This window comes from Pseudomonas sp. SDO55104_S430 (genome assembly GCF_054070595.1).
In genome coordinates, this window is the sequence record NZ_JBSVXG010000124.1 from 1 (window position 1) to 17,766 (window position 17,766).

Below are 17,766 nucleotides of genomic sequence, written 5' to 3' on the forward strand. Positions count from 1 at the left end.
ACTGACGCCTTCGCGGGCAAGCCCCGCTCCTACAGGTGGGGCGGTGTTCAATACACCATCAAAACCTGTAGGAGCGAGGCTTGCCCGCGAAGACTTGCTGACAGGCGCCGCTTACTTCTCGGACAACGCAAACTGCGTCAGGCAGAACGTCGGAATCCCAAGATCCACCAGCCGCTGCGACCCACCCAGCTCCGGCAGATCAATGATCGCCGCCGCTTCATGCACCCGCGCACCCATCCGGCGAATCAGGTTTGCCGCCGCAATCAGGGTCCCGCCGGTAGCGATCAGGTCATCGAACATCACCACCGAATCGCCCTCGCACAGGCTGTCGGCGTGCACTTCCAGGAAGGCCTCGCCGTATTCGGTCGCGTAGCCCTCGGCCAGCACGTCGGCCGGCAACTTGCCCTGCTTGCGGAACAGCACCAGTGGCTTGTTCAGCTGATAGGCCAGTACCGAGCCGATCAGGAAACCACGGGCGTCCATGGCGCCGATGTGAGTGAAATCGGCCTCGACATAACGGTGGGCGAAGCTGTCCATCACCACGCGCATGGCCGTTGGCGACTGGAACAGCGGAGTGATGTCGCGAAAGATCACGCCCGGCTTGGGAAAGTCGATCACGGGGCGGATGAGGGATTTGATGTCGAAGGAGTCGAAGACCATCGTCGTGGTGTCCTGGCAGGGCTGCAAAACGGCGCATTATAACGGCGGCTGAACCGTTTCGCTCAGCCGTAAATCGGCGCGATCAACCTTCGACCGAACCGCCAGCCAATGCACACAACTGGATCGGGTCGAGGATGCGGATTTCCTTGCCTTCGGCGGCGATCAGCTCGTTCTGCTGGAAGCGCGTGAACACCCGGGACACGGTTTCCACCGCCAGCCCCAGGTAGTTGCCGATTTCGTTGCGCGACATGCTCAGACGGAACTGATTGGCCGAGAAACCGCGGGCACGGAAGCGCGCCGACAGGTTGACCAGGAAGGTGGCGATGCGCTCGTCGGCGGTTTTCTTCGACAGCAGCAACATCATCTGTTGATCGTCGCGAATCTCCCGGCTCATCACCCGCATCAACTGACGGCGCAGTTGCGGCAGTTGCAGGGCCAGTTCGTCGAGGCGCTCGAAGGGGATTTCACACACCGAGGTGGTTTCCAGGGCCTGTGCCGACACCGGATGCTTTTCGGTGTCCATGCCCGACAGGCCCACCAGCTCGCTCGGCAGGTGGAAACCGGTGAGTTGTTCTTCGCCGGCATCGCTCAGGTTGAAGGTTTTCAACGCGCCGGAACGCACGGCGTAAACGGAATCGAAGGTGTCACCCTGGCGGAACAGAAACTCGCCTTTCTTCAACGGGCGGCCGCGTTTGACGATTTCGTCCAGTGCGTCCATGTCTTCCAGATTCAGCGACAGTGGCAGGCACAACGGGGCCAGGCTGCAGTCCTTGCAGTGAGCCTGATTATGAGTGCGCAGTTTTACTGGCTCGGACATTTCTTCAATCCTTGTGGGAAAACACACATAGGCTGTAAGGGTAACTCAGCGCAGGACATTAGGGCCAGCGCGTGGCGGATTTGACGCAGGCCGTCAGATCACTCGGGAAAAACGTTGCTGGCTGTGTTGCTGCAAATAGGCATCAAACACCATGCACACCGAACGAACCAATAAACGCCCGGCGGGCAACACATTGATGCTTTGGCGATCCAGTTCGATCAGCCCGTCTTTGGCCATTTGCTGCAATTGCGGCCAAAGTTCGCCGAAATAGCCCTGGAAATCGATGTTGAAGGTCTGTTCGAACTCGGCGAATTCCAGGTGGAAATGGCAGATCAGCTGTTGAATCACCGCGCGCCGCAGGCGGTCGTCGGCGTCGCACAGCAGGCCACGGCTGGTAGCCAGTTGCGCCGAGGCCAGGCTGTTCTGGTACTGGGTCAGGTCGCTGCTGTTCTGGCAGTACAGATCGCCGATCTGGCTGATCGCCGACACCCCAAGCCCGATCAGATCGCAATGGCCGTGGGTGGTGTATCCCTGGAAGTTGCGTTGCAGGGTCGATTCTTCCTGGGCAATCGCCAGTTCGTCGTCAGGCAGGGCGAAGTGGTCCATGCCGATGTAGCGGTAGCCGGCAGCGGTCAGCTGATCGATGGTGCGCTGCAGCATCTCCAGTTTCTGCGCAGGCGTCGGCAGGTCATTGCCGTTGATGCGCCGCTGCGGCATGAAGCGTTCCGGCAAGTGGGCGTAGTTGAACACCGAGAGTCGGTCAGGCTGCAGGTGGATGACTTCTTCGACGGTGCGGGCAAAGTTGTCCGGGGTCTGTTTCGGCAGGCCGTAGATCAGGTCGATGTTGATCGAACGGAATTGCAGGGTGCGGGCGGCATCGATCACCGCGCGGGTCTGCTCCAGGGTTTGCAGGCGATTCACTGCACGCTGGACTGCAGGATCGAGGTCCTGCACGCCGATGCTCACGCGGTTGAAGCCCAGTTCGCGGAGCAGGCCCATGGTCGACCAGTCGGCTTCACGGGGATCGATTTCGATGCCGTAGTCCCCGGAATCATCGTCGAGCAGGTTGAAGTGCTCGCGCAGGTGCGCCATCAGCTGACGCAGTTCGTCATGGCTGAGGAAGGTCGGAGTGCCGCCGCCGAAGTGCAGTCGCTCGACCTTCTGCTGCGGGTCCAGGTGACAGGCGATGAGCTGGATTTCCTGCTCCAGTCGCTGCAGGTAGGGCAGGGCGCGGCCACGGTCCTTGGTGATGACCTTGTTGCAGGCGCAGTAATAGCAAATGTTCGCGCAGAACGGCACGTGCACGTACAGCGACAGCGGGCGCAGGGCCTTGCGGCTTTCGCGCAGGGCATGGAACAGGTCGAAGCTGCCGACTTGGGCGTTGAATTGCACGGCGGTCGGATAAGAGGTGTAGCGCGGACCCGCCAGGTCATAACGGCGGATCAGATCGGTATCCCAACGAATGGTGTCGAGCAGCATGCGGGCATCCCCCGGAATCGGCTGGCGGTGCTGGCCAGTCTAGGGGGTGGGGCATTTGGGTATCTTGATTTGCGTCAATGCCCCATCAGCCAATGCTGATGCGGCCCCGGCAAGGTCCAGATGCCGAACAGGATCACCAGCAACCCGCCGGCCATGCGCACGCTGCGTTTGCGCAACAACGCCGTCACCCGTTCCGCCGCCAGCCCGGTGGCGAGCAGCACCGGCCAGGTGCCGAGGCCGAACGCCAGCATCAGCAGCGCACTGTCCAGCGCATTGCCCTGGCTGGCCGACCACAGCAGGGTGCTGTAGACCAGACCGCACGGCAGCCAGCCCCAGAGCGCGCCCAGCAGCAGCGCGCGGGGGAAGCTCGACACCGGCAGCAGCTTGTTCGCCACCGGCTGAATCTGCCGCCAAAGCCCACGGCCCAGGCTTTCGATGCGGGTCAGTCCGCTCCACCAGCCGGCCAGGTACAGGCCCATGGCAATCAGTAACAGCCCGGCGAGCACGCGCATGAACATGGCCGCCGGGCTGTTGGCCACCGCCCAGCCGGCCAGGCCGATCAGTAGGCCGGCGAGGGCGTAGCTGAGGATGCGTCCCAGGTTATAGGCCAGCAGCAGGCGAAAGCGGCGGCTGCGTTGCTCCTTGGGAATTGCCAGGGTCAGCGCGCCCATCAAACCACCGCACATGCCCAGGCAATGACCGCCACCAAGCAGACCGAGAATCACCGCAGACACCAGCAAGGGCGCCAGTTCAAGCATGGGGCGGCGCCTTGTCATCGGGTTTGGCCGGCTGGCCGCTGGCCTCGTCGACGGCCGCGGTGTGGTTCGGGTCCTGGTCGTCGAACAGGATGCTGTGGGCCGGACCGTCGAGGTCGTCGTACTGACCACTGTCGACAGCCCAGAAGAAAATGTAGATAGCGATGGCCACGATCAGCAGTGCGGCCGGGATCATCACGTAGAGAGCTGGCATCTGGACTCCATGCCCGCGCGGCTCAGGCCGGCAGCGGGCGGGTTTCTGTCGTGGTGGCCTGCGCCTGCGCGCCCGGCAGGCGAGTCAGGCGCAGGGCATTGAGCACCACGGTCAACGAACTGATGGACATGCCGACCGCAGCCCACACTGGCGTGATCCAGCCGAGGGCGGCGAACGGCAACATGAGGCCATTGTACAACCCGGCCCACAGCAGATTCTCGATGATCACCCGACGGGTGCGCCGGGCCAGGCTGAAAGCCTCCACCAGAGCATCGAGGCGATTGGACAACAGCACCGCGTCGGCACTGGTTTTCGCAAGATCGGTGGCCGAGCCCATGGCCACGCTGATATCGGCGGCAGCCAGCACCGGCACATCATTGACCCCGTCGCCGAGCATCAGCACCTTGCAGCCTTGTTGATGCAGTTGCTGCAGAACCTGCAACTTGTCGTCCGGCCGCAAGCCGCCCCGGGCTTCGTCGATGCCCAGTTCCGCCGCGACACTGGCGACCATCGGCGAACTGTCGCCGGACAGCAACACCGTGCGCCAGCCGCGGGCCTTGCAGGCGGCCAGCAAGGCCGGAGCATCGCTGCGCAAACGGTCGTCGAGGACGAACCAGGCCAGCGGTCCCTGCTGATCGCCGAGCAGTAGCCATTGCCCGGCTTCATCCGGCATAGAAGGTTCAGCGGCGCCGCTGAGTTCGCAGACAAAACCGGGCTGGCCAATCCGCAGACGCTGCTCGCCAACCCGTCCTTCAAGGCCCAGACCGGGGGAGCTGTGCACCTCTTCGGCGGCCAGAGGCGCACGACCAAAGGCGCGGGCGATGGGGTGTTCGGAGCGGTTTTCCAGGGCGGCGGCCAGGCTCAGGCATTGATCGCTGTCGAGGGCGCCGAGGGGACGGATCGAGCGCAGGGCCAGTCGTCCTTCGGTAAGGGTGCCGGTCTTGTCGAAAATCACCGTATCGATCTGGTTGATGCCTTCCAGCACATGGCCGCGAGTCAGCAACAAGCCGAGTTTATGCAGGGTGCCGGTGGCGGCGGTGAGGGCGGTCGGCGTTGCCAGCGACAGTGCGCAGGGGCAGGTAGCGACCAGCATCGCCAGGACAATCCAGAAAGCTCGCGCCGAATCCAGCTGCCACCACAACAGGCCGATGCAGGCCGAGGCGATCAGAGTCAGCAGCAGGAACCACTGCGAGGCGCGGTCGGCGATTTCCGCCAGTCGTGGTTTTTCGGCCTGGGCGCGATCCAGCAGACGGACGATGGCCGAGAGCCGGGTGTCCTGGCCGAGCGCCTGGACTTGCACGGTCAGCGCGCCTTCGACGTTCAGGGTGCCGGCGGTGACGGCATCGCCCGGGGTGCGAGGTTGTGGCAGGTATTCGCCGGTCAGAAGGGATTCGTCGATGCTCGACTGGCCGTCGATAATCCTGCCGTCAGCCGGAAGCACGGCGCCCGGATGGACGAGCACTTGATCGCCCACTTTAAGTTCGCTCAGCAGAATGCGTTCGCTCTGGCCATCCGGGTTCAGGCGCAGGCAGGAGGCGGGCAGCAAGTTGACCAGCTGCGCGGTGGCGGCGGCGGTGCGCTCCCGGGCGCGACGCTCGAGGTATCGCCCGGCCAGCAGGAACAAAGCAAACATGCCAACCGCGTCGAAATACAGCTCGCCGACGCCAGTGATCGAAGTCCAGATCCCGGCGATGTAGGCGCTGCCAATGGCCAGCGATACCGAAACGTCCATGGTCAGGTGACGGGTGCGCAAATCGCGCATGGCGCCCTTGAAGAACGGCGCGCAGCTGTAGAACACGATCGGCGTGGTGAGGAACAGCGCGACCCAGCGCAGGATCGTGTGCATTTCGGGGCTGAGGTCGATGTTGAATTCCGGCCAGGTGGCCATGGTCGCCATCATTGCCTGGAACCACAGCAGGCCGGCGACCCCGAGCTGACGTAGGGCCAGACGGTTTTCGCTGGCCAGTTGCTCGCTGGCGCGGTCGGCCTGGTAGGGGTGTGCGGCGTAGCCGATGTGGCGCAGCTCGCTGAGGATCTGGCTGAGGGGCAGTTGCGCGTCGGCCCAGCTCACGTGCAGGCGATGGTTCGACAGGTTCAGTCGTGCCTCGGCCACCGCTGGCAGCGCGCGCAGGTGTTTCTCGATCAGCCAGCCACAGGCGGCGCAACTGATGCCTTCCATCAGCAACGTGGTTTCCGCCAGCTCGCCTTCGTGGCGGACAAAGGGTTGCTGCACTTCGGCGCGGTCATACAGCGCCAGCTCGTCGACGAGTTGCACCGGCAGCGCTTCGGGGTTGGCCGAGGCTTCGCTGCGATGCTGGTAATAGCTTTCCAGTCCGCCGGCCACGATCGCTTCGGCCACCGCCTGACAGCCAGGGCAACAGAATTCGCGGGTTTGCCCAAGGACCGCCGCGGTGAAACGGCTGCCGGCTGGGACGGGCAGGGCGCAGTGGTAGCAGGGGAGTGGGGTGGTCATTGGATTTTTATTGATACCGCTGAAACTGTTGCGTCGGATAGGGCCTCATCGCGAGCAGGCTCGCTCCCACAGGAAAACGCGATCCATTGTGTGAGCGAGCCTGCTCGCGATGCGCGAAGCGCGACTTTATTTTTTCAGGTCTTCCGCCCCCTGCAACGGCTCATCACCGAGCAGCAGGTCCTTCTCATGGTCGACCGCTTCTTCCTCGAACAGGCGCCAGATATGGTCGTCCTGAGTACCCAGCAATTCGACAAAGCGCCGACCTTCGACCTTGTCGCTCAACTGGCCGAGGTAGCGGCCCTGTTCGGTTTCGCTGCGGGTCAGGATGATCTTGCGGTCCTTCTCCGGCTGGGTCGGGGAGATCAGGTTCAGCTCCAGGGTTTGCGGCTGGCTGTTGCCGCTCAGGCGCAGGTCGACTTCGCCGGTCACGTCATCCAGGCGGACACTGGCGCGCATCAACAGGGTCTGCGCCAGCAGTTCGCGGTCCAGAGAGCGGTTGATGCCTTTGCCGGCCTCGTAGTAGTTGTCGTTGACCAGGTTGTCCGGGTTGTTCACCGCGATGGTCACCATGGACAAGGTCAGGGTCACCGAGCAGGCCAGAATCCCGATGATGATCCATGGCCAAAGGTGCTTGTACCACGGGCTTGCGGCGTTTGCTGCGGGCATGTTCACTTCTCTCAACGATTTTGTGGGCCGATGAATCGGCTCTTGGCTTCAACGTGAATGCTGGCGTCATCGGCGTCCTTGAGGATGAATTTCACCTCGTTGGTGCTCGATGGCAGGTGTTCCGGGGCCACGGACAGTTCGGCCGGCTGGCTGACGATATCGCCGGCCGCCACCTTGATCTCGCGTCGACCCTGCAGCTTGAGGTCCGGCAGGCCGGTGGCTTCAAGCAGGTAGGTGTGGTCGCGTTGATCCTTGTTCATGATCTTCAGGCTGTAGACGTTTTCGATCCGGCCTTCGGCATTCTCGCGATACAGCACGCGGTCCTTGCTGACGTCGAAGCCTACCAGCGAACGCATGAAGAATGCGGTCACCAGCAAGCTGATCATCACCAGCAGAACCACCGCATAGCCGATCAGGCGCGGACGCAGTTTATGGGTCTGATGCCCCGACAGGTTGTGCTCGGTGGTGTAGCTGATCAGGCCGCGCGGATATTCCATCTTGTCCATGATCGCGTCGCAGGCGTCGATGCAGGCGGCGCAGCCGATGCATTCGATTTGAAGGCCGTCGCGGATGTCGATGCCGGTCGGGCAGACCTGGACGCACATGGTGCAGTCGATGCAGTCGCCCAGGCCCTGGGCCTTGTAATCGATCCCTTTCTTGCGCGGGCCACGGCCTTCGCCGCGACGCGGGTCGTAGGAAACGATCAGGGTGTCCTTGTCGAACATCACGCTCTGGAAGCGCGCGTACGGGCACATGTAGATGCACACTTGCTCCCGCAGCCAGCCGGCGTTGCCGTAGGTGGCGAGGGTGAAGAAACCAACCCAGAAATACGACCAGCCATCGGCCTCGCCGGTGAAGAAGTCGATGACCAGTTCACGGATCGGCGAGAAGTAGCCGACGAAGGTCATGCCGGTCACGAAACCGATCAGCAGCCACATCGTGTGCTTGCTGAATTTGCGCAGGAATTTATTGGCGCTCATCGGCGCCTTGTCGAGCTTGATGCGTTGGTTGCGGTCGCCTTCGGTGACCTTTTCGCACCACATGTAGATCCACGTCCAGACGCTTTGCGGGCAGGTGTAACCGCACCAGACCCGGCCGGCGTACACGGTGATGAAGAACAGGCCGAAGGCGGCGATGATCAACATGCCCGAGAGCAGGATGAAATCCTGGGGCCAGAAGGTTGCGCCGAAGATGAAGAATTTACGTTCTGGCAGGTTCCACCAGACGGCCTGGTGCCCGCCCCAGTTCAGCCAAACCGTACCGAAGTACAGCAGGAACAACACGGCACCGCCTGCCATCCGCAGGTTGCGGAACAGGCCGGTGAAAGCGCGGGTGTAGATCTTTTCCCGGGAGGCGTAGAGGTCGACGCTGTTATTCGCGTTTTTGGCGGGCGGAGTAACGTCGTGTACCGGAATCTGGTTGCTCATCGGTTGCATCCCACGGCAGTGGAAAAATGCCTCGGTCAGTACGTGCCAACCGCGGTCAAAAAGGGGTGTCGCAGTGGCGCAATGATACGCCTGTCGCTCTGGCTCAAGGGTGCGACCTTTGGTCACGTTGGTGGAAATCAAATGACCGTGTAATGACCTGTATCAATTGACTTGTGAATTATGGCCGGTTTTGCGCGGTGGAGAGGTCAATCGGCCCATGGGTTGATGAGCTGAACACCGCTGGCCTGGAAGTCGCCGATGTTGCGTGTGACCACAGTCAGGCCATGGACCAGCGCCGTCGCGGCAATCAAGGAGTCGGCTTCATTGGCGCGGTCTGGCACATGCAGACTGGCGCAGCGAAGCGCCACGGCAGTATCGACTGGCAGAATCCGGGCATCGAAAGCCGGTAAGACATGGCGCTTGAGCCAGCTGCGCAATACCTTTCCTTGCGCTGGATCACGACGTTCCATGCGCAGAACCCCGGTCTCCAGTTCCTTCACGGTAATGGCCGAAATAAACATGCGTGGTGCGATGATGCTTTTGGCCCAGGCGACGACGTTAGCGTCTGCCTGGGGTTTGCGCAGTTCCGAAATGACATTGGTATCGAGTAGGTACATCAGGACAGATCCACAGGGCGATGATTGATCACGGCACGCTCGGTTTCGAACTCGATATCTGCCGCTTCCGGCATGACGAGCAGGTCAACGATGTCGGCGTTCATGCCGGTCAGTTTTTGGTACTCCTCAATACTTAGCAGCACGTGGGCTGGTTTGCCTCGATCAGTGATGAAAACCGGTCCCTGGCGCGTGGCTTTTTTGGCACCACTTGTGTCCTGGTTGAATTCGCGGCTGGAAATGGTGGTGATGGCCATCATGTCTGACCCTCCTGAATGGCTAATGTAGAAACGTTACTACTAGTTCGCACTGCCCGCAACTTCAATGCGGTTGTCGCTCACCATTCGTCCAATGCAAGGCACTCAAGCCGCTGCATTGTTTCTCACGTTTAAGAGCGGATATCCCGCGCATGCGAACGGAGAAGCAGCATGGACATTGACGAGAATGCACCTGGAAACATGTCGCAGCAGGAAGTCACGCGCACGACCGACAACGAAACCGGGCATGACCCGAGGCAAAGCGGGTCCGAGGTTCCGCTGGCGCCGGATGATGAGTCGCCGGTCGATGAAGATATGACGGATGTTGATGTCACCAACAGGGTGTCGAGCGAGCATCCGCAGGCCGGAACTCACAGTGGTGTCGGTGAGGCGCAGGATGATCCGCAGGCGATCGAGCGGGAAGAAACCGGGCAGACTTCCCCAGACTTGCCCGCAAGCGATCCTGAATCCGGAGCGTAACCCCTGTAGGAGCGAGCACGCTCGCGATGGTCGTCAACGATAACGCTGGCTGTCTGACACCCCGCGGTGGCTGAGACTCCATCGCGAGCAAGCTCGCTCCTACATAAGGTGGGGCATAAAAAAATCCGATGCCAGGCGACTGGCATCGGATTTTTCGTGAAGCGCTGCTTGGGTTCAATCGCCCGAGGCGTCTGCCTTATTGGGCATCTTCCGCCGGAGCCTTCTCGCCATGGGACAGGCTGTAGACGTAAGCGGCCAGCAGGTGAACCTTGTCGTTGCCTTGCATCTGCTCTTGCGCAGGCATCTGGCCCTGACGGCCGTAACGGATGGTCTGCTGCAGTTGAGCGAAGCTCGAACCGTAGATGAACGCCGCCGGGTGAGTCAGGTTTGGCGCGCCCATGGCCGGGGTGCCTTTGCCTTCCGGACCGTGGCAAGCCACGCAGTTGGCAGCGAACAGCTTCTGGCCGTTGGCCGCATCGGCCTTGGTGCCTTCCGGCAGTTTGCGGCCGTCGAGATTGGTCACGATGAACGCGGCAACGTCCGCTACGCCTTGCTCGCCGATCACGTCAGCCCACGCCGGCATGACCGCGTGGCGACCGCCCATGATGGTGGTCTTGATGGCTTCCGGCTCGCCGCCCCAGCGCCAATCGTTGTCGGTCAGGTTCGGGAAGCCATAGGCGCCCTTGGCGTCGGAACCGTGGCAGACCGAACAGTTGGAGGCGAACAGGCGGCCACCCATCTTCAGGGCTTGCGGGTCCTTGGCCACTTCTTCGATCGGCATGGCGGCGAACTTGGCGAAGATCGGACCGAACTTGGCGTCCGAACGAGCCATTTCCTTTTCCCACTCGTGAACGCCGGTCCAGCCGGTCTGGCCGTTGGCGAACGCGGTCTGCTTTTCGTTATCCAGGTAGTTGTAACCTGGCAGCAGGCCTTTCCAGTTGCCAAGGCCCGGGTACAGCACCAGGTAGCCCAGGGCGAAAACGATGGTGCCCACGAATAGCATGAACCACCATTTCGGCAGCGGGTTGTCGTACTCCTCGATCCCGTCGAAAGAGTGCCCAACCGTCTCTTCGGTGGCCTCGCTGCGCTGGCCCTTGCGGGTCGACAACAGCAGCCAGGTCAGGCAAAAGATCGTACCGAGACTGAGGACTGTGACGTACAGACTCCAGAATGTAGTCATTCTTTGTTACTCCTAGAAGCTTGCTCGACGTGCTTGATGGCTTCGGGATCATCCGCGAAAGGCAGCAAGGTCGCGTCTTCAAACTCCGACTTGCGCTTGGGGCTGAACACCCACAAGGCCAGACCCACGAAGGCCACCATCACCACGACGGTGCCCAGGCCACGAATCATCCCGATATCCATTTAGATCACCGTTTGCTTTTGATGATGGTGCCCAGGCCTTGCAGATAGGCCACCAGCGCGTCCATTTCGGTTTTGCCCTTCACGGCATCCTTGGCACCGGCGATGTCTTCGTCGGTGTAAGGGACGCCGAGCGTGCGCAAGACTTCCATTTTCTTGGCGGTGTCTTTGCCGTCGAGCTTGTTTTCCACGAGGAACGGGTAGGCCGGCATCTTCGATTCAGGCACCACGTTGCGCGGGTTGTACAGGTGCGCACGCTGCCAGTCATCTGAGTAACGACCGCCGACACGGGCCAGGTCCGGACCGGTACGCTTGGAACCCCACAGGAACGGGTGATCCCAGACGCTTTCACCGGCGACCGAGTAGTGCCCGTAACGTTCGGTTTCGGCACGGAACGGACGGATCATCTGCGAGTGGCAGCTGACACAGCCGTTGGCGATGTAGATGTCGCGGCCTTCCAGTTCAAGGGCGGAGCGCGGCTTCATGCCCTCGACCGGCTTGTTGGTCACGTCCTGGAAAAACAGCGGAACGATCTGGGTCAGGCCGCCGACGCTGACGGCGATGACCATGAAGAAGGCCAGCAGGCCAATGTTCTTCTCGACTGCTTCATGCTTCATCAGTGAGCTCCAACTACAGCGATCTGTTCGGCGGCTTCAGCTTCTGCCGGGTTCGAGGCACGGACGGTGCGCCATACGTTGTAGGCCATGAGCAGCATGCCGGTGGCGAAGAATGCGCCGCCCAGTGCGCGGACGATGAAGCCCGGGTGGCTGGCTTGCAGTGCTTCGACGAACGAGTAGGTAAGGGTGCCGTCATCGTTGATCGCACGCCACATCAGACCCTGGGTGATACCGTTTACCCACATCGAGGCGATGTACAGAACGGTGCCGATGGTCGCGAGCCAGAAGTGGGCGTTGATCAGGCCGACGCTGTGCATCTGCGCACGTCCGAACAGTTTCGGAATCATGTGGTAAACGGCGCCGATGGAGATCATCGCAACCCAGCCCAAGGCACCGGCGTGTACGTGGCCGATGGTCCAGTCGGTGTAGTGCGACAGCGAGTTCACGGTCTTGATCGCCATCATCGGACCTTCGAAGGTCGACATGCCGTAGAAGGCCAGGGAAACCACCAGGAAGCGCAGGATCGGGTCGGTGCGCAGCTTATGCCAGGCGCCCGACAGGGTCATCATGCCGTTGATCATGCCGCCCCAGCTCGGAGCCAGCAGGATGATCGACATCGCCATGCCCAGCGATTGTGCCCAATCCGGCAGAGCGGTGTAGTGCAGGTGGTGAGGACCGGCCCAGATGTAGAGGGTGATCAGTGCCCAGAAGTGCACGATCGACAGGCGATAGGAGTAGATCGGACGCTCGGCCTGTTTCGGCACGAAGTAGTACATCATCCCCAGGAAGCCCGTGGTCAGGAAGAAGCCCACGGCGTTGTGGCCGTACCACCACTGGATCATCGCGTCCGTCGCACCCGAGTAGGCGGAGTAGGACTTGAACAGGCTGACCGGCAGCGACATGTGGTTGACGATGTGCAGCATCGCGGTCACGACGATGAACGCGCCGTAGAACCAGTTGCCGACATAGATGTGCTTGGTCTTGCGCTTGGTGATGGTGCCGAAGAACACCAGACCGTAGGTGACCCAGACGATGGCCAGCAGAATAGCCAGAGGCCATTCCAGCTCAGCGTATTCCTTGGTGGTGGTGTAACCCAGCGGCAAGGTAACGATGGCGCCGACGATCACCGCTTGCCAACCCCAGAAGGTGAAGGCCGCGAGGCTGTCGGAAATCAGTCGCGTTTGGCAGGTTCGCTGCACGACGTAATAGGAAGTGGCAAACAGTGCACAACCACCGAAGGCGAAAATCACCAGGTTTGTGTGCAACGGGCGCAGGCGTCCAAAGCTCGTCCAGGGCAGACCGAAGTTCAATTCCGGCCAGACCAGTTGAGAGGCGATGAAGACACCGAGCCCCATGCCAAGGATCCCCCAGACCACCGTCATGATGGCGAACTGGCGGACTACCTTATAGTTATAAGCAGTCGGACTGATTGCTGTGCTCATTCTAAGGTTCCACGGTTTGGGTGTTTTATTAGGATTAAAAATCGGCGCAAGTATGTAGAAAGCAGGGGGTCATTGCAACGCGCCATGACTTGGGTCAATGCTTTCAAAAGCTGATTCTGCGGCCTTTCCATGCGCCGCGTAAGGGCAAATTTGCCCACAGGCAAATGGCCACTCAAGACTGGATGGGCGAGGGGGTCAGGTCGGATGTTACGAGGTGTGTTCGAATGCAACCTTCCGGTGACCGAAGGCAATTGTCGCGACAGCCGGTATCTACCAGCCTTTGCGGCCTGTCATCGGGCAGATTCGTCGAACACATCGTTCAGGGTCGACCTGGAACCGGCATCGGCCAGTCCGCTTCGGGGAAAGCGTAGACCCGAATCCGGGGAACCGAAAGGCGGTCTGTTCGAGGGTGCGACAATGAGTCGCAAAGAAGGAGGGAACTGCCGCATTCGGGAGAATGCGGCAGTAGAGCGGTCAGCGATTATTGCTTTTTGCTTTCGGCCTGCAGGCGCTCGGTATTCAATCCGTGGGACAGGCTGTACACATACGCGGCCAGCAATTGCACTTTATCGTTGCCGAGCAGTTCGCTCTGGGCCGGCATGTGGCCTTGGCGACCATGGCGGATGGTCTGTTGCAGCTGTGCCAGGCTCGAACCGTAAATGAAGCCGGCTGGATGCGTCAGATTCGGCGCCCCCATGGCTTCGGTGCCCTGGCCGGTGGCGCCGTGACAGGCGGTGCAGGTGGTGCTGAATACCTGTTGGCCGGCTTGCAGGTCGGCGGTGTCGTCAGCCGGCAGCGGCAGGCCCGCCAGTTCGTGGCGCACGTAAGCGGCGACGTTTTTCACCCCGGCCTCGCCGAGGATTTCACCCCAGGCCGGCATGGCCGCCATGCGACCGCCCATGATGGTGGTCTTGATGGTCTGCGCATCGCCGCCCCAGCGCCAGTCGTTGTCGGTCAGGTTGGGGAAACCGAAAGCACCCTTGGCGTCCGAGCCATGGCACACCGAGCAGTTGGAGGCGAACAGGCGTCCGCCCATCTTCAGCGCCTGCGGATCCTGCGCGACATCTTCCAATGGCATCGCGGCGAATTTGGCGAAGATCGGGCCGAATTTGGCGTCGGCCTTGTCCATCTCCTTTTCCCACTCGTGCGCGCCGGTCCAGCCGTTCTCGTAACCGGGCAGGATGCCTTTCCAGTTGCCCAGGCCCGGATAGAGGATCAGGTAGCCGACGGCAAACACCAAAGTGCCGGCGAACAGCATGAACCACCACTGCGGCAGCGGGTTGTCGTATTCCTCGATGCCGTCGAAGCTGTGGCCCATGGTCTGGTCGACGCTGCCCTTGGTCTCGCCCCGGCGGGTGCCGATCAGCAGCCAGGTCAGGCCGATCAGGCTGCCGATGGTCAGTACGCAGATCCACGTACTCCAGAAGGTGGTCATGGCCGGGTACTCCTTGTTGCGGACTCTTGGGTCGTGTCGGGTTGTGGTTCGTCGGCGAACGGCAGCAGACGCGCTTCGGCGAACTCCGGGCTGCGCTTGGCGTTGAACACCCACAGGGTCAGGCCGACGAAGGCCACGAACACCACCACGGTGCCCAGGCCACGGATCATTCCAGTGCTCATTTCAATGACCATGAATCACCTCTTGCTCTTGATGGCAGTGCCGAGCACTTGCAGGTAGGCAACCAGTGCGTCCATTTCGGTCTTGCCCTTGAGCGACTCGGTCGCGCCTGCAATGTCCTCGTCGGTGTAAGGCACGCCCAGGGTGCGCATGGCGCGCAGCTTGGTTTCGGTGTGACTGCTGTCCAGCGCGTTGGCGACCAGCCATGGGTAGGCAGGCATCTTCGACTCCGGCACTACGTTGCGCGGGTTGTACAAATGCGCGCGGTGCCAGTCATCCGAGTAGCGCGCGCCGACCCGGGCCAGGTCGGGACCGGTACGTTTCGAGCCCCACAGGAACGGGTGATCCCAGACGCTCTCGCCGGCAACCGAGTAGTGGCCGTAGCGTTCGGTCTCGGCGCGGAACGGGCGGATCATCTGCGAGTGACAGCCCACGCAGCCTTCGCGGATGTAGATGTCGCGGCCTTCGAGTTGCAGTGCGGTGTAGGGTTTCATGCCGTCCACCGGCTTGTTGGTCACGTCCTGGAAGAACAGCGGGACGATCTGGGTCAGGCCGCCGATGCTCACGGCGAGCACCATCAGCAGCATCAACAGGCCGACGTTCTTTTCAATCGTTTCGTGTTTCATCGCGAGCTCCTCAAGCCATCTGCGCGGCAGCGGCGACGTCGGCAGGCTGCGAGGCCCGCACGGTGCGCCAGGTGTTGTAAGCCATCAGCAACATGCCGCTTAGGAACACCGCCCCGCCGATCAGTCGCACGATGAAGCCCGGGTGGCTGGCCACCAGGGTTTCGACGAAGGAGTAGGTCAGCGTGCCGTCCTCGTTCACCGCGCGCCACATCAGGCCCTGGGCGATGCCGTTGACCCACATCGAGGCGATGTAGAGAACGGTGCCGATGGTGGCGAGCCAGAAGTGCGCGTTGATCAGGCCGATGCTGTGCATCTGAGGGCGACCGAAGACTTTCGGGATCATGTGGTACAGCGCGCCGATGGAAATCATCGCGACCCAGCCAAGAGCGCCGGCGTGCACGTGGCCGATGGTCCAGTCGGTGTAGTGGGAGAGGGCGTTCACGGTCTTGATCGCCATCATCGGGCCTTCGAAGGTCGACATGCCGTAGAACGCCAGCGACACCACGAGGAAGCGCAGGATCGGGTCGCTGCGCAACTTATGCCAGGCGCCCGAGAGGGTCATCATGCCGTTGATCATGCCGCCCCAGCTCGGCGCCAGCAGGATCAGCGACATCACCATGCCCAGCGACTGCGCCCAGTCCGGCAGCGCGGTGTAGTGCAGGTGGTGAGGGCCGGCCCAGATGTACAGGGTGATCAGCGCCCAGAAGTGCACGATCGACAGGCGATAGGAATACACCGGACGCTCGGCCTGCTTGGGCACGAAGTAATACATCATCCCCAAAAAGCCCGCGGTGAGGAAAAAGCCCACGGCGTTGTGCCCGTACCACCACTGCACCATGGCATCGGTGGCACCGGCGTAGATCGAGTAGGACTTGGTGAAGCTCACCGGCAACTCAAGGTTGTTGACGATGTGCAGGATGGCGACGGTGATGATGAACCCGCCGAAGAACCAGTTACCGACATAGATGTGTTTGGTCCTGCGCTGCATCACCGTGCCGAAGAACACGATCGCGTAGGCGACCCAGACGATGGTGATCAGGATGTCGATCGGCCATTCCAGCTCGGCGTATTCCTTGGAACTGGTGTAGCCCAGTGGCAGGCTGATGGCCGCCAGCAGGATCACCAGTTGCCAGCCCCAGAAGCAGAACGCGGCGATTTTCGGCGCGAACAATTGAGTCTGGCAGGTGCGCTGCACCGAGTAGAACGAGCTGGCAAACAGCGCGCAGCCGCCGAAGGCGAAGATCACCGCGTTGGTGTGCAGCGGGCGCAAGCGACCGAAACTGGTCCACGGCAAGTTGAAGTTGAGTTCGGGCCAGACCAACTGGGCAGCGAGAAAAACCCCGAGCCCCATGCCGACGATGCCCCACACCACCGTCATAATGGCGAATTGGCGGACCACCTTATAGTTGTAGGCGGTACTGATAGAAGTGTTCATGGTTCCCCATCCACGGTTCAGCCCAAGCGCGCCAGCGGCGCATCCTTCGGCTGGAGTTATAGGCAGACTAAATGCGAGGCAAGCATGGACAAACGGCACAAGGCCGGTATTGACGGGGATCAATGGGCGCAGTGCGTGCGCGATCACGGATGGCTGTGGAATGCCGCCGTGGCGCCGAATTCGGCGACATTGATCCTCGTCCATGGTGCCGGCGCGCCCATGGACAGCGACTGGATGAATGACATGGCCACACGCCTCGCGGCGCTTGGGGTCAACGTGCTGCGCTTCGAGTTTCCCTATATGGCACAGCGGCGTGTCGATGGCGGCAAACGTCCGCCGAACCCGGCGCCGAAATTGCTTGAATGCTGGCGCGAGGTGTATGCCCAGGTGCGGCGCCATGTCACCGGGCCGCTGGCGATCGGCGGCAAATCCATGGGCGGGCGGATGGCCAGCCTGCTCGCCGATGAACTCGGCGCGGATGCGCTGGTGTGCCTGGGGTATCCGTTCTATGCGGTGGGCAAGCCGGAGAAGCCACGGGTCGAGCATCTGGCCGGGTTGAAGACGCGGACGTTGATCGTGCAGGGTGAGCGCGATGCTTTGGGTAATCGCGAGGCGGTGGCGGGGTATGAACTGTCACCCGCGATCGAGGTGTGCTGGCTGGTGGCGGCGGATCATGATTTGAAGCCGCTGAAGGCTTCGGGGTTCAGTCATGAGCAACATTTGGCTTCGGCGGCGGAGCGGGTGGCTGCGTTTCTGCAGTGAGGTTTGTGTTGTCCTGGCGGGCCTCTTCGCGGGCAAGCCTCGCTCCTACAAGGTTCTGTGTCGATCAC

Annotated in this window: 20 protein-coding genes; 2 read left to right on the top strand and 18 right to left on the bottom strand. The window is 61.6% G+C overall.

From position 1 onward, the window contains the following. Nucleotides 1–111: 111 nt before the first annotated feature. The 10 genes from ACW9JE_RS19915 to ACW9JE_RS19960 all read right to left on the bottom strand — a co-directional run bounded on the left by ACW9JE_RS19915 (nt 112) and on the right by ACW9JE_RS19960 (nt 9,362). The gene (locus ACW9JE_RS19915) at nt 112–660 is read right to left on the bottom strand and encodes an adenine phosphoribosyltransferase (protein ID WP_457433703.1); all 549 of its coding nucleotides are present in this window, start codon (nt 658–660) and stop codon (nt 112–114) included. An 82-nt stretch (nt 661–742) separates the two neighbouring features. Next, a complete protein-coding gene (fnr, locus tag ACW9JE_RS19920) occupies nt 743–1,477 on the bottom strand; it encodes a fumarate/nitrate reduction transcriptional regulator Fnr (RefSeq protein ID WP_110967175.1) in 735 nt (244 codons plus the stop codon). 93 nt (nt 1,478–1,570) lie between these two features. After that, on the bottom strand, nt 1,571–2,953 hold the full coding sequence (gene hemN / locus ACW9JE_RS19925; RefSeq protein WP_457433712.1) for an oxygen-independent coproporphyrinogen III oxidase: 1,383 nt from the start codon (nt 2,951–2,953) through the stop codon (nt 1,571–1,573). Nucleotides 2,954–3,030: 77 nt separating this feature from the next. Next, entirely contained in the window at nt 3,031–3,714 is a 684-nt protein-coding gene (locus ACW9JE_RS19930) for a sulfite exporter TauE/SafE family protein (protein ID WP_457433704.1), read from the bottom strand. Next, complete coding sequence (gene ccoS, locus ACW9JE_RS19935; RefSeq protein ID WP_175377963.1) at nt 3,707–3,925, bottom strand: cbb3-type cytochrome oxidase assembly protein CcoS; 219 nt, start codon at nt 3,923–3,925, stop codon at nt 3,707–3,709. Before ccoS ends, ACW9JE_RS19930 begins: the two co-directional genes overlap by 8 nt. 22 nt (nt 3,926–3,947) lie before the next feature. Then, the gene (locus ACW9JE_RS19940) at nt 3,948–6,398 is read right to left on the bottom strand and encodes a heavy metal translocating P-type ATPase (protein WP_457433705.1); all 2,451 of its coding nucleotides are present in this window, start codon (nt 6,396–6,398) and stop codon (nt 3,948–3,950) included. A 126-nt stretch (nt 6,399–6,524) separates the two neighbouring features. Continuing rightward, nucleotides 6,525–7,064 carry a FixH family protein gene (locus ACW9JE_RS19945; RefSeq protein WP_457433706.1) on the bottom strand — a complete coding sequence of 180 codons (540 nt, stop codon included), beginning with the start codon at nt 7,062–7,064 and terminating at the stop codon, nt 6,525–6,527. An 11-nt stretch (nt 7,065–7,075) separates the two neighbouring features. Then, nucleotides 7,076–8,491, bottom strand: coding sequence for a cytochrome c oxidase accessory protein CcoG (ccoG, locus tag ACW9JE_RS19950; protein ID WP_224533915.1), 1,416 nt, complete (start codon nt 8,489–8,491; stop codon nt 7,076–7,078). A gap of 206 nt (nt 8,492–8,697) precedes the next feature. Beyond that, on the bottom strand, nt 8,698–9,108 hold the full coding sequence (locus tag ACW9JE_RS19955; RefSeq protein WP_224533914.1) for a type II toxin-antitoxin system VapC family toxin: 411 nt from the start codon (nt 9,106–9,108) through the stop codon (nt 8,698–8,700). After that, nucleotides 9,108–9,362, bottom strand: a complete 255-nt coding sequence (locus ACW9JE_RS19960) for a type II toxin-antitoxin system Phd/YefM family antitoxin (protein WP_224533920.1) — start codon at nt 9,360–9,362, stop codon at nt 9,108–9,110. The genes ACW9JE_RS19955 and ACW9JE_RS19960 overlap by 1 nt, the downstream gene beginning before the upstream one ends. Before the next feature lie 171 nt (nt 9,363–9,533). On the opposite strand from ACW9JE_RS19960, the gene ACW9JE_RS19965 reads away from it, so the two are divergent. Beyond that, nucleotides 9,534–9,842, top strand: a complete 309-nt coding sequence (locus ACW9JE_RS19965) for a hypothetical protein (protein ID WP_224533913.1) — start codon at nt 9,534–9,536, stop codon at nt 9,840–9,842. A 196-nt stretch (nt 9,843–10,038) separates the two neighbouring features. Here the strand turns inward: ACW9JE_RS19965 and ccoP (ACW9JE_RS19970) are convergent, their stop codons facing one another. The 8 genes from ccoP (ACW9JE_RS19970) to ccoN (ACW9JE_RS20005) form a co-directional block, all read right to left on the bottom strand. Continuing rightward, nucleotides 10,039–11,022 (bottom strand): cytochrome-c oxidase, cbb3-type subunit III, encoded by a 984-nt coding sequence (gene ccoP, locus ACW9JE_RS19970; RefSeq protein WP_457433707.1) that lies wholly within the window; start codon nt 11,020–11,022, stop codon nt 10,039–10,041. After that, nucleotides 11,019–11,204, bottom strand: coding sequence for a CcoQ/FixQ family Cbb3-type cytochrome c oxidase assembly chaperone (locus tag ACW9JE_RS19975; RefSeq protein ID WP_032831505.1), 186 nt, complete (start codon nt 11,202–11,204; stop codon nt 11,019–11,021). The genes ccoP (ACW9JE_RS19970) and ACW9JE_RS19975 overlap by 4 nt, the downstream gene beginning before the upstream one ends. A gap of 5 nt (nt 11,205–11,209) precedes the next feature. After that, entirely contained in the window at nt 11,210–11,818 is a 609-nt protein-coding gene (ccoO, locus tag ACW9JE_RS19980) for a cytochrome-c oxidase, cbb3-type subunit II (protein WP_034147919.1), read from the bottom strand. Beyond that, the gene (ccoN, locus tag ACW9JE_RS19985; protein WP_110967184.1) at nt 11,818–13,260 is read right to left on the bottom strand and encodes a cytochrome-c oxidase, cbb3-type subunit I; all 1,443 of its coding nucleotides are present in this window, start codon (nt 13,258–13,260) and stop codon (nt 11,818–11,820) included. The genes ccoO (ACW9JE_RS19980) and ccoN (ACW9JE_RS19985) overlap by 1 nt, the downstream gene beginning before the upstream one ends. A 481-nt stretch (nt 13,261–13,741) precedes the next feature. Next, nucleotides 13,742–14,695 carry a cytochrome-c oxidase, cbb3-type subunit III gene (gene ccoP, locus ACW9JE_RS19990; protein WP_457433708.1) on the bottom strand — a complete coding sequence of 318 codons (954 nt, stop codon included), beginning with the start codon at nt 14,693–14,695 and terminating at the stop codon, nt 13,742–13,744. Beyond that, the gene (locus tag ACW9JE_RS19995) at nt 14,692–14,889 is read right to left on the bottom strand and encodes a cbb3-type cytochrome oxidase subunit 3 (protein WP_457433709.1); all 198 of its coding nucleotides are present in this window, start codon (nt 14,887–14,889) and stop codon (nt 14,692–14,694) included. The genes ccoP (ACW9JE_RS19990) and ACW9JE_RS19995 overlap by 4 nt, the downstream gene beginning before the upstream one ends. Before the next feature lie 3 nt (nt 14,890–14,892). Beyond that, a complete protein-coding gene (gene ccoO / locus ACW9JE_RS20000) occupies nt 14,893–15,501 on the bottom strand; it encodes a cytochrome-c oxidase, cbb3-type subunit II (RefSeq protein ID WP_224533909.1) in 609 nt (202 codons plus the stop codon). A 10-nt stretch (nt 15,502–15,511) separates the two neighbouring features. Beyond that, the gene (gene ccoN / locus ACW9JE_RS20005) at nt 15,512–16,936 is read right to left on the bottom strand and encodes a cytochrome-c oxidase, cbb3-type subunit I (protein WP_457433710.1); all 1,425 of its coding nucleotides are present in this window, start codon (nt 16,934–16,936) and stop codon (nt 15,512–15,514) included. Nucleotides 16,937–17,020: 84 nt separating this feature from the next. Between ccoN (ACW9JE_RS20005) and ACW9JE_RS20010 the strand changes: the two genes are divergently transcribed. After that, a complete protein-coding gene (locus ACW9JE_RS20010) occupies nt 17,021–17,698 on the top strand; it encodes an alpha/beta family hydrolase (RefSeq protein ID WP_457433711.1) in 678 nt (225 codons plus the stop codon). Nucleotides 17,699–17,766 lie beyond the last annotated feature (68 nt).